Source organism: Ruminococcus sp. SR1/5, assembly GCF_000209835.1.
Taxonomy (GTDB): Bacteria; Bacillota; Clostridia; order Lachnospirales; family Lachnospiraceae; genus Blautia_A; species Blautia_A fusiformis.
Genome location: NC_021014.1, coordinates 2,104,367 through 2,119,325 on the forward strand (window position 1 = coordinate 2,104,367; position 14,959 = coordinate 2,119,325).

General features: G+C 46.3%; 13 protein-coding genes and 1 pseudogene. All 14 read right to left on the reverse strand.

Annotated elements, in window-relative coordinates; genetic code table 11:
* Nucleotides 1–900: 900 nt before the first annotated feature.
* The 14 genes and pseudogenes from CK1_RS10600 to CK1_RS10665 all read right to left on the reverse strand — a co-directional run bounded on the left by CK1_RS10600 (nucleotide 901) and on the right by CK1_RS10665 (nucleotide 14,878).
* Nucleotides 901–1,689 carry a DUF975 family protein gene (locus tag CK1_RS10600; RefSeq protein ID WP_015526233.1) on the reverse strand — a complete coding sequence of 263 codons (789 nt, stop codon included), beginning with the start codon at nucleotides 1,687–1,689 and terminating at the stop codon, nucleotides 901–903.
* Between the two features lie 100 nt (nucleotides 1,690–1,789).
* Entirely contained in the window at nucleotides 1,790–2,998 is a 1,209-nt protein-coding gene (locus CK1_RS10605; protein ID WP_015526234.1) for an aspartate kinase, read from the reverse strand.
* 21 nt (nucleotides 2,999–3,019) lie between these two features.
* Nucleotides 3,020–4,230, reverse strand: a pseudogene (locus tag CK1_RS10610) (homoserine dehydrogenase).
* A 4-nt stretch (nucleotides 4,231–4,234) separates the two neighbouring features.
* The gene (locus tag CK1_RS10615; protein WP_306288872.1) at nucleotides 4,235–4,636 is read right to left on the reverse strand and encodes an ACT domain-containing protein; all 402 of its coding nucleotides are present in this window, start codon (nucleotides 4,634–4,636) and stop codon (nucleotides 4,235–4,237) included.
* 221 nt (nucleotides 4,637–4,857) lie between these two features.
* Nucleotides 4,858–5,977 (reverse strand): peptide chain release factor 2 gene (gene prfB / locus CK1_RS10620; protein ID WP_110104007.1). Its coding sequence is split into 2 segments (ribosomal slippage): nucleotides 4,858–5,901 and nucleotides 5,903–5,977, totalling 1,119 coding nucleotides; the frame shifts between segments, so codons are not numbered across the junction.
* A 120-nt stretch (nucleotides 5,978–6,097) separates the two neighbouring features.
* Complete coding sequence (locus tag CK1_RS10625; RefSeq protein WP_015526238.1) at nucleotides 6,098–6,883, reverse strand: carbon-nitrogen hydrolase family protein; 786 nt, start codon at nucleotides 6,881–6,883, stop codon at nucleotides 6,098–6,100.
* 254 nt (nucleotides 6,884–7,137) lie between these two features.
* Nucleotides 7,138–9,717: a preprotein translocase subunit SecA gene (gene secA, locus CK1_RS10630; protein ID WP_015526239.1), complete on the reverse strand. Its 2,580-nt coding sequence runs from the start codon at nucleotides 9,715–9,717 to the stop codon at nucleotides 7,138–7,140.
* Between the two features lie 232 nt (nucleotides 9,718–9,949).
* Nucleotides 9,950–11,041 carry a fibronectin type III domain-containing protein gene (locus CK1_RS10635; RefSeq protein WP_306288873.1) on the reverse strand — a complete coding sequence of 364 codons (1,092 nt, stop codon included), beginning with the start codon at nucleotides 11,039–11,041 and terminating at the stop codon, nucleotides 9,950–9,952.
* Nucleotides 11,011–11,688, reverse strand: coding sequence for a hypothetical protein (locus CK1_RS10640; protein ID WP_015526240.1), 678 nt, complete (start codon nucleotides 11,686–11,688; stop codon nucleotides 11,011–11,013). The genes CK1_RS10635 and CK1_RS10640 overlap by 31 nt, the downstream gene beginning before the upstream one ends.
* Before the next feature lie 70 nt (nucleotides 11,689–11,758).
* Entirely contained in the window at nucleotides 11,759–11,974 is a 216-nt protein-coding gene (locus CK1_RS10645) for a hypothetical protein (RefSeq protein ID WP_173758938.1), read from the reverse strand.
* Nucleotides 11,975–12,081: 107 nt separating this feature from the next.
* Nucleotides 12,082–12,651 carry a hypothetical protein gene (locus CK1_RS10650; protein WP_015526241.1) on the reverse strand — a complete coding sequence of 190 codons (570 nt, stop codon included), beginning with the start codon at nucleotides 12,649–12,651 and terminating at the stop codon, nucleotides 12,082–12,084.
* Nucleotides 12,652–12,793: 142 nt separating this feature from the next.
* Complete coding sequence (gene hpf, locus CK1_RS10655; RefSeq protein ID WP_015526242.1) at nucleotides 12,794–13,321, reverse strand: ribosome hibernation-promoting factor, HPF/YfiA family; 528 nt, start codon at nucleotides 13,319–13,321, stop codon at nucleotides 12,794–12,796.
* A gap of 247 nt (nucleotides 13,322–13,568) precedes the next feature.
* Nucleotides 13,569–14,339 carry a phosphoribosylformimino-5-aminoimidazole carboxamide ribotide isomerase gene (hisA, locus tag CK1_RS10660; protein ID WP_015526243.1) on the reverse strand — a complete coding sequence of 257 codons (771 nt, stop codon included), beginning with the start codon at nucleotides 14,337–14,339 and terminating at the stop codon, nucleotides 13,569–13,571.
* An 80-nt stretch (nucleotides 14,340–14,419) separates the two neighbouring features.
* Entirely contained in the window at nucleotides 14,420–14,878 is a 459-nt protein-coding gene (locus tag CK1_RS10665) for a hypothetical protein (protein WP_015526244.1), read from the reverse strand.
* Nucleotides 14,879–14,959 lie beyond the last annotated feature (81 nt).

Consider the following 14,959-nt stretch of genomic DNA (forward strand, 5'->3'; position numbering starts at 1 on the left):
CTTTTTGAAAGTGAGAGGAAATTGGATGGTTTGATTTTTTTGGATTATAGTTTTCACTTTTTGAAAGTGGGTAATTTGCGAGAAGGGGAAGCACTCATAGTTGCGAAGGCCGTCTCCCCTTCTCGCGCTCTTCCCCTCCTGGCCACGCCACTGTGATGCGTTGTGGAATGTGTAAGTGTATCGGCTCAGTCCTGTATTCTGCTGTATCGGCAGTGACAGGCTGAGCCGATTATTGATTCGGCCTTGCATTCTGCTGCACTGGCAGTAGCAGGCTAAGCCGATTATTGATTCTGTCTTGTATTCTGCTGCACTGGCAGTAGCAGGCTGAGCCGATTATTGCTTCGGCCATGTATTCTGCTGCACTGGCAGTAGCAGGCTGAGCCGATTATTGCTTCGGCACTGTATTCTGCTGTACCGACAGTAGCAGGCTGAGCCGATTGTTGCTTCGGCGCTGATTATTGCTTCTTCACTGTTTATCGCTTCTGGCTGAATGGGAAAGTGGACTGCGTAGCGGGCTTGTTCTCTGGATTGTGGTGTATCGCTGTTATTCAGGAACAGGCTTCGCCAATATATTTACGTCAGCATAAATCGGCTCAACCTTCCACAGCCAACGTAGTAGAATCCATCGCCCCTCCAATATCTTCACATATTTCTACAACCTACAATAGCTGCGTGCCCGGAAAGGGGGAGCTCGAGGGGGAAAAGCGGGCTTCGCAACTTTGAGTGCTTTCCCCCTCGTACCTGCCCATGCCAAAATGGTCCCCCTGAAAGGGAAAGTACCTGTGTTTCAAGCATCCCCCCGGAAAGGGCATCACCTGCGTTTCAAGCATCCCCCCGGAAAGGGCATCACCTGCGTTTCATGCATCCTCCCGGAAAGGGAAAACATCCTCCGGAAGGCGATCAGGCTTCGGTTTCATCGTGGAACTGCGGGATCGGAGTTACCGGAGGATAAGTATCCACCGGAGGTTCATCAAACTCTCCGGAAATATTCCGATAGAAAACCGCCATACAGGTTTCTATATAAGGCACCAGCCAGATCAGTGCCAGATACAATGTAAATATGGAAAAAATGATCCACGGAACAAAACTTAAGAGCATTTTCATATATTCCCAGTAATGTCCCTTCATAAGCTTTGCACTGGCTTTCAGTGCCTGCACTCCTTTTATGTCCGAATTATCGGACAGGATGTAATAGCTCATGGTGAACGGCATAGCTGCCAGCAGGTTCAGCGCAAACCCGAGAAGTGTGAGCAGCATGTAAGTTACTGCCCAGTTCATCTGCTCCTCCGTTGTATTTCCCATATTGCTTGTAAAAGAAAACCACGCCAGTGGAAGTGATGTCACCAGATTGATCAATGCCAACACAAAGGATGCCACGATCACATGATCCGGCTGATGGCTGAAAAAGTACAGAAGGTCTCCGAAAGAGTAGGCTTCCCTTCTGGAAATATTCAGATAGATCCGGTAAAGTCCTGCGGAAAAAATACAGATCACCAGAGAAAGGACAAAGCTGAATATCTCTCCTCCAATGATCGCATACAGGGAATCTCCCGGAAAAAGTGCTGTGGAAATATAGCTTGAAACTGCGCTCATCGCCGCAACCGCAATACTCCCGATCACAGGGACCGTAAAATTACCGGCCAGAGTTTCCCCTGCCAGCTTCTTACAGCCCTTCAGATTTTTTCTCATAATTCTGTATCCCTTCGTTATAGAAGGCGGAGACTCATCCAAGCCTCCGCCCCGTCATTTTTTACTTCAGATATATCATATTCTCATATTTCACATCTGTTTAGTCTGCAAGATTAAACGCATCATGTACCGCATTCATGGCACGTACGCCATCTTTCTCGTTAATGAGAACCGTCACACGGATCTCAGATGTTGCGATCATATTGATGTTCACACCCTCATTGTAAAGGCTTTCGAACATTTTTGCAGCAACACCCGGATTGCTCATCATACCTGCTCCTACAATAGAAAGCTTGGCAATGTTTTTCTCCGCATGAAGCTCAGAATAGGCGATGCGTGCCTGGTTAGCTTCCAGAACACCCATTGCATCGTCCAGATCATTTTTATCAACAGTAAAGGAAATGTCCTTGGTTCCGGCACGGCCGATAGACTGAAGGATCATATCCACATTGATATTTTTCTTAGCCAGGGTATCAAAAAGCTTAAATGCCACTCCTGGTGAATCTTTAAGTCCGATCACAGCAATACGTACTGCATCTGTATCCAGAGCAACACCGCTGATCAGCATTCTCTCCACTGTTACTTCCTCCTTTACCACAGTTCCTTCGCTGTTGTTGAGACTGGAACGTACCACCAGCGGCACGCCGTATTTCTTTGCCATCTCCACAGAACGGTTATGAAGCACTCCCGCACCCAGAGTTGCCAGATCCAGCATCTCATCGTAAGTGATCTCCTTGAGCTTGCGGGCATTCGGAACCTTACGCGGGTCAGCGGTATAAACACCGTCCACATCGGTATAGATCTCACAGGCATCTGCATGAAGCGCTGCCGCAAGAGCTACGGCTGTGGTATCAGAACCGCCACGTCCAAGTGTGGTATAGTCATTATATTTATCAATGCCCTGGAAGCCTGTGACCACAACGATCCTGCGGTTATCCAGCTCTCTGCGGATACGTGCCGCATCGATCTTTTTCAGGCGTGCGCTGCTATGTGCACTTGTTGTGTGCATAGCTACCTGAAAGGCATTCAGAGAAACAGCCGGTACTCCCAGACTGTCCATAGCCATGGACATCAGTGCCACTGACATCTGCTCTCCGATGGTAAAAAGCATATCCATCTCACGTTTCGGAGGTTTGTCATTGATATCCTTTGCCATGGTGATCAGCTCATCGGTATACTTACCCATTGCAGAAAGCACGATCACCACGTCGTTTCCTTTTTTGTAATCTTCGATACATCTTCTGGCAACATTAAAGATACGCTCTTTGTTTGCCACAGAAGTACCGCCGAATTTTTTTACAATCAACATGTTCTTTTCTTCCCTTCGGCATCAATCCTTTACACGGATCATTGCCAGTACTTTTCCGGTGAGCTTGCTGATCTTCTCATAATATTCAGCCTGCTTCATCACCGGTGTGATAAATCCGAATTCGTCCGGAAGGTCATCCGGCTCGATGGTCTGTACATCACCAAAAGCTTTTTCCACTTCATCCATAGTAGTATCAGACACACGTACGAAGAAACGTCCCTCAACTTCATCCATATCCATAAGCTTCAGGGCATAGCTGCTCCAGTTTGTCATGATATTTCTGTGGAGATGCTTTGCTTCATCCACAACATCTGCAACTACTGCACTTGCAGTCGGAAGCTTACCTGCTCCGCTTCCGTAGAACATGGCATCTCCAAGAACATTTCCGTGCACAAATACTGCATTAAACACATCATTTACACTGTAAAGCGGGCTACTCTGGCCTACCAGGAACGGCGCTACCATTGCATAGAAAGAATCTCCGATCCTGCGGCTTGTGGCAAGAAGCTTGATGGTCATGCCAAGCTCTTTTGCATATTCCATATCTGCCGGTGTGATCTTTGTGATTCCTTCTGTATAAATATCCTCGTAATTCAGGAATTTTCCGTATGCAAGTGAAGAAAGGATGGCGATCTTACGGCATGCGTCAGCGCCTCCTACGTCTGCAGTCGGATCTGCCTCTGCATAGCCCTTTGCCTGAGCTTCCTTCAGAACCGTATCAAAATCACAGTTCTCTGTGCTCATCTTGTAAAGCATGTAGTTGGTGGTTCCGTTAAGGATTCCTGTGATCTCATCGATCTCATCTGCTGTCAGTGAAGAATTCAGTGCGCGGATGATCGGGATACCGCCGCCGCAGCTTGCCTCAAAAAGGAAGTTGATATTTTTTCTTTTGCGATCTCCATGAGCTCGGAACCATGCTTGGCTACCAGAGCCTTATTGGATGTGCTTACGCTCTTTCCTGCCTGAAGCGCTCTTTTTACAAAGGTATAAGCCGGCTCGATCCCGCCCATAACCTCAACAACAATATCTACCTCCGGATCGTTTACGATCACTTCATAATCATGAACCAGAACTTTCTCAACCGGATCTCCCGGAAAATCTCTTAAATCAAGAACGTACTTGATGTTAATCTCATCTCCAGCTCTCTTGTTAATGCTCTCATGATTGGTGTTGATGACTTCAACAACTCCGCTTCCTACTGTACCGTAGCCTAATACTGCTATGTTTATCATATGCTTACTCCCTGCCTAAAATTTTCAAATAGTGTATACCGTCTCTCTGCTCAATATCCTCCACCATAGCCTCTGCGTCGCCTTCTCCCGGAAGGATGTCAACGCTCAGCGTCAGTGTTGCGACTCCGTTAATGGGAATACTCTGATGTATGGTCAGGATATTACCGTGAAAACGGGCAATCGTCTGCAGCACCATTGATAAAAGCCCCGGCTCATCGTCCATCTGAATGATAAAGGTGATGGTCTTTCCCTTGGTCTCCTCGTGGAAAGGAAAAATATCGTCCTTATATTTGTAAAAAGAACTGCGGCTAATCCCGGTCCTTTCAGCAGCTTCCTGAACAGTAGCCACCCGTTTGGATTCCAGCAATCTCTTGGCCTCAACCACCTTGAGAAGTACCTCCGGCACTGCCCGTTCTCTTACTACATAGTATTTTTCTTTTCAACCTGTTTCTGCATAGCAACCTCTCTGACTGCTGTTCACATTGCGGCCAGCAGCCTTCTGTCCGTTTCATAAAGACAACTGTTTTTGTACAAGAGATATATTATCATAATAAAAGAAACTCCACAAGCGCTTTTTTGCCTGCGGAGTCCTTTTCTCTGTCTTTATGGGGTTCCGTGACAGTAATGTTATTCTTTCTTTTTCGCCAGCGCAATCCATTTCAGGTATGCATTGATAAAAATGTCAATACCGCCGTCCAGAACTGCGTCAACATTACCGGTTTCTTCATTGGTTCTATGGTCTTTTACCATGGTGTATGGCTGCAGGACATAGGAACGGATCTGGTTTCCCCAGCCGATATCTGTCACTTCGCCTCGAATGCCGGAAAGCTTCTCCTCGGCTTCCTGCTGTTTCAGCAGATACAGCTTGGCCTTCAGCATCTGCATGGCCTTGTCCTTGTTCATGTGCTGAGAACGTTCATTCTGGCACTGTACCACGATTCCTGTTGGGAAATGGGTGATACGGATCGCAGAGGATGTCTTGTTGATATGCTGTCCACCGGCACCACTGCTTCGGTAGGTATCGATACGGATATCATCGTCATTGATCTCTACGTCCAGATCCTTCTTGATATCCGGCATAACATCGCAGGATACAAAAGAGGTCTGTCTCTTTCCTGCTGCATTAAACGGAGAAATACGTACAAGACGATGAACACCCTTCTCGGATTTCAGATAACCGTAGGCGTTCTCTCCGTTTACCTGGAAGGTTACGGATTTCACACCGGCCTCATCACCGTCAAGGTAATCCAGGACCTCCAGCGCAAAGCCCTTCTTCTCCGCCCATCTGCTGTACATACGGTAAAGCATTCCGCACCAGTCGCAGGCTTCTGTACCGCCGGCTCCTGCGTTCAGCTTGATGATAGCATTCTCTCCGTCGTACTCTCCGGAAAGGAGTGTCTTCACACGGATGCTGTCAAAGCTTGCCTGGAACTCGTCCAGCATTTCCTGGATCTCAGGGACGATCTCAGGATCATTCTCCTCATATCCCATCTCGATCATGGTTTCCATATCTTCCATCTGTGTTTCCAGATTATGGTATGTCTCAATATCGTCCTTGAGACTCTTTAACTGTTTCATCTTCATCTGGGATGCTTCCGCATTATCCCAGAAATCAGGCGCCTCCATCTCGCGCTCTAATTCTTCGACCTTCTGCTCTTTGTTAGCGAGGTCAAAGTGAATCCCTCACTTCCACTAATGGCTCTGTGTATGTTGCAAGAATACTCTTGAACTGATCTAACTCAACCACAGCTTCACCTTCTTTCTATATATTGATACAGGATTTCCTGCCTGTCTTATACAATACCATATGGGCATGGAAATTACAACGAAAACGTGGTCAGGGCGTAAATATCCCCTCTCCTGTGCTTCAGAAGCGGCAGCTGCTCACGGACTTTTTTACCTCGTCCAGTTCCAGTTCCACAACCTTCACAGCCGGCTTCTCTTCCATCTCCATGAGGACTTTTCCCCAGGGGTCTGCGGCAATGGAGTGGCCCCAGGAATGATACCCGGCGTTCAGGTCTCTGGCGGGGGCAGCTCCGATGGTGTATACCTGGTTATCCACGGCTCTCTGGCGGAACATCAGCTCCCAGTGAAGGGGCCCTGTTGTCATGTTAAAAGCAGCCGGCACGATGATCACCTGGGCGCCTTCGTCCACCATCAGCCTGGCAAGCTCCGGAAAACGGAAGTCGTAGCAGATGCAAAGGCCCATCTTTCCAAATTCTGTATCAAAAACCGTCACCTGGTCTCCCGGTGTCAGGGTATCGGACTCTTTAAAATACTGACCGCCTTTTACATCAATGTCAAAAAGATGCATCTTCCGGTGCTTACCGATCTGATGACCATTTCTGTCAAAGACATAGGAAGTGTTATAAATATTGCCGGCTTCATCTCTCTCCGGCATACTTCCTGCTACGAGATAAATTCCGTGTTCTGCCGCCAGTCGGGAACATTTTTCCCAGGTATCTCCGCCCTCAATTTCGGCATATTCCGGAAAGTATTTATTTTCGTAGGGGCAGCAGAACATTTCGGGCAGGGCTGCCAGATCGATCCCCTGAAGCTCCGGGCTGGCAAGAAGTTCTGCTGCCTGGGTGATATTGCGAAATTTATCAGTATATACATGTGTCTGAAGAATTGCAGTTTTTATAATTGCCATATTATCATACCCCTTCTCTTACAGCGAAAATTAAGTATCTGTTATATTGACGCGGATGACTTTCTCATATGCAGAGCGGGGGAATGAAGCGTAGCGGTGGCTACGGCGATTGACAACAACGCAGCATATGAAAAATCAGACAAGTCTATATGACGGTTATTTAATATTCGCTGTACTCTGTTCCTGTGTAACAGAAATTCCAGAAAAAATAGCCCCACCGCATCATCCGGGTGAGACTATTTTTATCTTCCTTCTCAGATCCTGGCAGCCTTACGTCCGCAGCACTGTTTGTATTTCTTGCCGCTTCCGCATGGGCATGGATCATTCGGGTATACTTTATCTTCTTTTCGCTGAACCGGTTTCTTCGGGCCTGCGCTGTCATCTTTGTTTGTGCCGGTTACCTTAGCAACCTGCTCACGCTCGATCTTCTGCTCCACATGAACATGATACAGCATACGTACAGTGTCTTCCTGAATGGAGCTGATCATGCTGTTAAACATCTCGAATGCGTTCATCTTGTACTCAACAACCGGATCTCTCTGGCCGTATGCCATCAGACCGATACCCTGACGGAGCATTTCCATATCATCGATGTGATCCATCCATTTGCTGTCGATGCATTTCAGAAGGACAACTCGCTCAAGCTCACGAAGCTGTTCCGGTTCCGGGAACTCAGCCTCTTTTGCTTCATAAAGCTTCACAGCCTCTTCCTTCACAATGTGCTTGATCTCGTCTTTCTTATGGCCTTTTACCTTCTCTGCGGTCAGCGGGTGGATCGGGATGATCGGAGTGATCGCAGTGTTGAACTCATCAAGATCCCACTCAGAAGAATCCATGTCATCGGAGAAGCACATGTCTGTCATGCTGTCTACGATATCTGTGATCATCTTATAGATGGCATCACGCATATTCTCACCGTCAAGTACCTGGCGGCGCTCCTCATAGATGATCTCTCTCTGCTCATTGTTAACCTGGTCATAGTCGAGAAGGTTTTTACGGATACCGAAGTTGTTGAACTCGATCTTCTCCTGGGCTTTCTCGATAGCATTGGAAAGCATCTTGTGCTCGATCTGCTCATTCTCCTCAACACCAAGGGATGTGAACACCTTCATCAGTCTCTCGGAACCGAACAGACGCATCAGGTCATCCTCAAGGGAAATGTAGAAACGGGATTCACCCGGATCTCCCTGTCGTCCGGAACGTCCACGGAGCTGGTTATCGATACGTCTTGACTCATGACGCTCGGTACCGATGATCTTCAGACCGCCGGCCTCTCTTGCCACATCGTCAAGCTTGATATCGGTACCACGGCCTGCCATGTTGGTCGCGATGGTAACGGCATCTGCCTGTCCTGCCTGAGCTACGATCTCAGCCTCAAGCTCATGGAACTTGGCATTCAATACATTGTGGGGGATTCCCTCTCTCTTCAGCATTCTGCTGAGAAGCTCGGAAGTCTCGATGGTGATCGTACCAACCAGTACCGGCTGATGTTTTGCGTGAGCTTCCTTAACTGCCTCTACAACGGCGTTGAATTTCTCTTTCTTTGTCATGTAAACAGCATCATCAAGGTCTTTACGCTGTACTACACGGTTGGTCGGGATCTCTACAACGTCCATGCCGTAAATATCACGGAACTCTTTTTCTTCGGTAAGGGCTGTACCTGTCATACCGCCTTTTTTATCATATTTGTTGAAAAAGTTCTGGAAGGTAATAGTTGCGAGAGTCTTGCTCTCTCTCTTAACCTTCACATGCTCTTTCGCCTCGATCGCCTGATGAAGACCATCGGAGTAACGACGGCCCGGCATGATACGACCGGTAAACTCATCAACGATCAGGATCTCGTCATCTTTTACAACATAATCCTGATCCTTGTGCATCAGATTATGTGCACGAAGTGCAAGGATGATGTTGTGCTGGATCTCCAGGTTTTCCGGATCTGCCAGGTTCTCGATATTAAAGAATTTCTCAACCTTCTTGATACCCTGCTCGGTAAGGTTGACGATCTTATCTTTCTCATTTACAACGAAGTCACCGGTCTCGATAACCTCCTCACCCATGATGGCTGCCATCTTGGTCATCTCATGGCTGGCCTCACCACGCTCCAGCTGCTGTGCAAGGATATCACACACCTCATAAAGCTTGGTGGACTTGCCGCTCTGTCCGGAAATAATCAGAGGTGTACGTGCCTCATCGATCAGGACAGAGTCGATCTCATCGATGATACAGTAGTGAAGATCTCTCTGAACAAGCTGTTCTTTATAGATAACCATGTTGTCACGAAGATAATCAAATCCAAGTTCGTTGTTTGTTACGTATGTGATGTCACATCCATATGCCGCACGACGCTCTTCCGGCTTCATGTCGTTAAGTACCACGCCTACAGTCAGGCCAAGGAACTCGTGAACCTTACCCATCCACTCAGCATCTCGTTTTGCCAGGTAGTCGTTGACGGTTACGATGTGGACACCTTTTCCCTCAAGGGCATTCAGATATGCAGGAAGTGTGGAAACAAGAGTTTTACCTTCACCTGTTTTCATCTCGGCGATACGGCCCTGGTGAAGGATGATACCACCGATGATCTGTACACGGTAATGCTCCATTCCAAGTACACGCTTGGCTGCCTCACGTACGGTGGCAAATGCCTCTGGAAGAAGATCATCCAGTGTTGCACCTTCTGCAAGACGTTTCTTATATTCTCTTGTCTTGTCTCGTAACTGCTCATCCGTAAGCTGCTGCATCTGAGACTGATAGCTCTCGGTTTTTTCAACCAGCGGCATAATACGTTTTACCTCACGCTGGCTGCGGGTTCCAAATACTTTTGAAAAAACATTCATGTTTCTGCTCCAATCATTTTATTCAAATAAGACTGCTGTCTCTGATCTGTCCAATTTTGGATCATTCCAGTTCTCTGTTGATATCCGTTATACTGGATCACATATGGTATATATTCTACCACTTTCCTGTTATAAAAACAATGAACAATTATTTAACAAATCATGTCAGGAACAACAGAAAATATCCCGCATAGGATCCTGTTTTCGAGGATCCCGCGGGATATTACAGATCTTATTTCCTTACTTTTGCATTTTTCACACTGCTCCAGGCACCGTAATATGTCTTTCCGCTCACTTTTTTGTATGCACGGATACGAACATAATAAGTGCTTCCCTTTTTCAAACCGGAAAGTGTTCGGGTCAGTGCACTGGTGGACACTGTTCTGGCCCCTCTCATGGACCTTGAGGCCGCATACTGGATCTGATAGCCGGAAGCGCCAGCTGCTTTTTTCCAGCGGACAGTCAGCTTCCCGGAAGCCTTGCTGGACGGTTTGTACTGCACCGGAGCTGTCAGACGGACGATCCGGCTGCCGTTTTTGTTATAAGCACTTAAAGCAGAGCCCTTGTATGCGCGGACTGTATAGGTATACATGGTTCCTGATTTTACTGATCCGTCTGTATAGACCAGCGTATTGCTTCCGCTTACGGTAGCGATATTGACCCACTTGCTGCTGTTTCCGGTCCTTCGATAAATCTTATAGCCGGAAGCATTTGCAGCTTTTTTCCATTTGAAGACGATGCCGGCAGGGCTGTTGGAAGTGCCGGATAACCCGGGCGTGGTAAGCTTTACCGTTGTAAGGGCCGCGGACCGGAACTGGTATACAGCTGACTGTACTTCATCAGTCTTTTTCCATTCAGATTTCTGATAAACATACTTCTGGAAAAAGATATACATGTTATAAGTTGCGGCTTTGTTTATTCCTTTGGCAGATCCGATCCGCCATGTAGTATTCTTCCTGTTATCGGTTGGATTTGGTGAAGTACTCCAGTAAACCGGCACCCACTTCACATCTCCAGGCCCGGGATTTAAATTTGTAGTTCCCGCACCGGTCACGGTAAAATTATAATATTTATTCGGAGTAAATTTCAGCGGAGAATCCAAACCTCTTACAAAACTATCTTTAACATCCGGTATATAAGGTGTATAGGCTGGCGTCGGCGTCACATCATATTTCGGGCGGGTTCCCCTGTAATTCAACTTTAATTTTTTCAGGTTGCTGGTTCTTCCGTCTGAACCCAATACCTTAAGATACAGATCAAATTCTTTCTCTGTATCCAGATTCTTAAGATATATCACAAAGCTTCTGTTTGCAGTAACCGCCACACGAGAGTTTCCCGTATCGACCCTCGGAACATCAGATGTTCCGTCCTTTTTCTCGCTACAGCTTTGTAGTAGCAGGCTCCGTTTGCATCAACTTTAAGTGTCACATTTACAGAACTGCGGCTTACCCATTTTTCTCCGGTCCATTTTACGTTTATTTTTGGCACCGGTGTTGGTGTCACTGTCAGTTCAGGATCCGCTGTCGGTGTCACTGTCAGCTCTGGAGCTGACGCTGACATAGCTTCTGCGTTTTCTTCTTCCATACTGTCTCCTGCTTCTTCAGGTATCAGTTCTGTCAATAATACTTCCGGATCATCCTCACTGGAGATTTCTTCTGAAACTCTTTCCTCAGCTCCGCCGAAAGCATCCTCGCTGTTCTCCGCATTTTCTGCGTTTTCCACATCTTCCATGGTTGCATCGGAAGAGTTATCCACCATTTCCTCAGAAATATCCTCACTGTCTTCTGCAGGCTGCTCAGTCTCTCCCATAGGCTCTGTAGTTTCCTCTGCGGAAAACAGCTCCTGGCTGTCCCCAGCATTTTCTGTGATTTCTGCATCACCGCTGCCAAACTCTGCAGCCACACCGGTTGCCGGAAACACCGTCACACAAAGCGCGGCACTTAAAAAAAGTGCCAGAACTTTTTTCTTCATTTACCTTCCTCCTTTTCTCCGTGAGTTACATATTTGTTATGTCAAGGAGATATTCGCACTCCACACAGTATTATTTTTCAGAAAGTGGGGCTGACTGAAACTTGTACTGTACAGACTGTATCTTATCCGTAGACTGCCATTTGGAATCCTTGCAGGTATATTTGCGGAAGAAAACATACAGATTAAAAGTTCCCTCCTGGTCGATTCCTTCCTTGGAACCGATCTTCCAGGTGCTCCGGATCCGGTTGGAATTCGGATTCGCAGATGTGCTCCAGTAAACAGGCACCCACTTAATGTCTCCGTTTTCCGGATCCTCATTATCGGTACCTGCACCGATAACCTTAAAATCATAAAATGTATCCGGGTAGAATTCCAGAGGAGAATCCAGCCCCTCTACCGTACTGTCCTCTGCCTTTGGTTTGGATGCTTTATGTTTTTTTCAGAATCTGTTTTTTTCGCCGGGCGGCTGTCCTGATCCAGCTCCATCCGCTTCAGATCACTTAATTTCCCATTCTCATCCTCAATCTGGATATACAGATCAACTGCCTGGTCTGTATCCAGATCTGCAAGTGTGATCTCGAACTCTTCATCCTCACTGATCAAAACCTCATCATTCACGGTATTTCCGGTCTCGATCTGAGGCACCTGGGGATTTCCGTCTTCCCCCCGCTCTGCCCATTTATAATAGCAGACGCCGTTAACGGCTGACGTAAGCGTTATCTCTGCCTGGGAATAGCTGTCCCATTTAAATCCTGTCCATTGTATTTCTGACTTTTGGGAATCCTTTGTATTGTTTTCTCCGGAACTCAGTTCCAGGTCCTCCACAGTCTGTTCTTTTATGGTGTCACCACTGTTAAATTCCGCTGCCATACAGGTAGCCGGTATCATGGTCATACCAAGAGCTACACTTAAGATCACCACAGGAAGCTTCTTTTTCCTTTCTCCTTTCGCATATGTCTTCATTATATAATTCTCCCCTATTGCTTGCAACAGAAAAGAAGCCTGATTTTGCTGTGACATAAAAGGCTCCGGAAACCTGCCGATTTCTCACACAGATTCCCGGAGCCTTCCATTCAATATTCAGTTGTGATAATAAAATTCCCTATCAAAACTCTGGTTCGATCAGTCCGTAAGTATTTCCTTTACGTTTATAAACTACGTTAACCTGCTCTGTCTCAGCATTAAAGAATACAAAGAAATTATGTCCGAGAAGCTCCATCTGTACGCATGCATCTTCCGGATACATTGGTTTGATCCCGAATTTCTTGGTACGGATGATCTTAACTTCCTCATCCTCTTCATAATCCTTATCAAGGTATGCCTTCTGGAAGTTTGTGGATTCCTGCTGCTTGTCAACGATCTTGTTCTTGTATTTACGAAGCTGACGCTCAATTACCTCTTCAACCAGATCGATGGATACATACATATCATTGCTTACCTGCTCGGAACGGATAATGTTACCTTTCACAGGGATCGTTACCTCGATCTTCTGGCGATCCTTCTCAACGCTTAAGGTTACTGAAATCTCAGTTTCAGGAGTGAAATACCTTTCAAGTTTACCAAGCTTGTCCTCAACAGCTGTTTTAAGTCCTTCGGTTACTGCTATATTCTTTCCACTAATAATAAATTTCATGACTTCCATCCCCTTTGCTGTTTTATGTTGCTATTATAACATATTAAATTGAATTTTAACATCACTTTTCAAAAATTTCATAAATTTTTTCCAAATTTATTCGATATATTCCTTCAAAATGTTTTTTTTGTCGTGAATGCGCAACTATTAGAGTATTTCATCTAATTAATTCATTACAAATGTATATCTGCACACCAGTGCCAGAAGATTGATGGGACAAAAGCATCTGCTTCACTATTTGTATATACTATTTCATTTTAGCCAGAGCTTCAAAGGGTATACTTCCGCCAAAAATATCCAAAGCACTGCCAACAGTCACATCCAGTCTGCCCTGACCTGCTTTTCGAAGCTCTTCAATATCTGCCATAGAACCCACACCGCCTGCATAGGTCACCGGATGGGCTGTATACTGTCCCAGAAGCTTTGCAAGCTCTGTTTCCACACCTCGGGCCTTTCCTTCCACATCCACTGCATGGACCAGAAATTCGTCGCAGAAGCTTCCAAGCCTTTCCATCAGCTCCGGTGTCACGATCTCTTCTGTAAATTTCTGCCATCGGTCTGTGACAATATAATATTTGCCATCTTTTTTGCGGCAGCTCAGGTCAAGTACAAGATGTTCTTTCCCTGCAGCATCACGGATCTTCTCCAGATTTTCCCAGGAGATCACTCCGTTTTTAAACACATAGGAGGTTACGATCACGTGGCTGGCGCCAGCCTCCAGATATTCTGCCGCATTCTCCGGGCAGATGCCGCCTCCGATCTGAAGCCCTCCGGGATATTTTCCCAGAGCCTGAAGTGCCTGGGCTTTCGTTGCTTCATAGTTCGGGGAATCCTTTCCGTTCAGAAGGATCACATGACCGCCCTTTAATCCTGCCTTCTTATAAAGCTCTGCATAGAATGCCGCATCCTGCTCTGACACAAAATTTTCTGCCGCCTGATCCCCCTGATCCTTCAGGCTTCCTCCTACGATCTGTTTTACCTTTCCGTTATGTATATCAATGCATGGTCTGAATTTCATAATCCTGTCCTCCATTTTCTTTCCATGCACTGATAATAGCATCTGAAACAGTTTTATGCAATGCTGTGGTAAAATATCTGTTATCTTCCTTCTACCGCATTTCCCACTGCGTTTCCGATATCATCCACTGCATTACCTACGCCGTCGCCAAGGTCCTTTACACTGTCACCCAGCTCACCGGATACAGTTCCGTCATTTTCGTTTCTGTCAGCATCCGCAGCTCCGGGTGCTGCTGTCCCGTTATTTCCATTTCCTGCAGGCGTCACGGTAATATTTCCATCGGATATCTCATTGTTATCCGTGCCGGAATCCTTAATGCTCTCTCCATTGTCCTTCACACCGTCATTGTCTGCTTTTTCTTCCATAGTTTCATCTTCTGCGGCAGTATTTTCGTTTGTATCTTTTTCCTTATCCTTCGTGTTTTTATCTTTTTCACCCACTGTTTCATCCGCATTATTTACCTCTGTGCCGCAGGCTGTAAATGTACACAGAGACAGGGTAAGCAAAGTACCAAAAAGAATCGCCTTCCATTTTTTCATATGATCTTCTCCTTTTTCTAAAAAATTCTGTATTCCTAATATGGCACTTTTTCCGCTATCCTATTCTGGAAAAAATTTCAA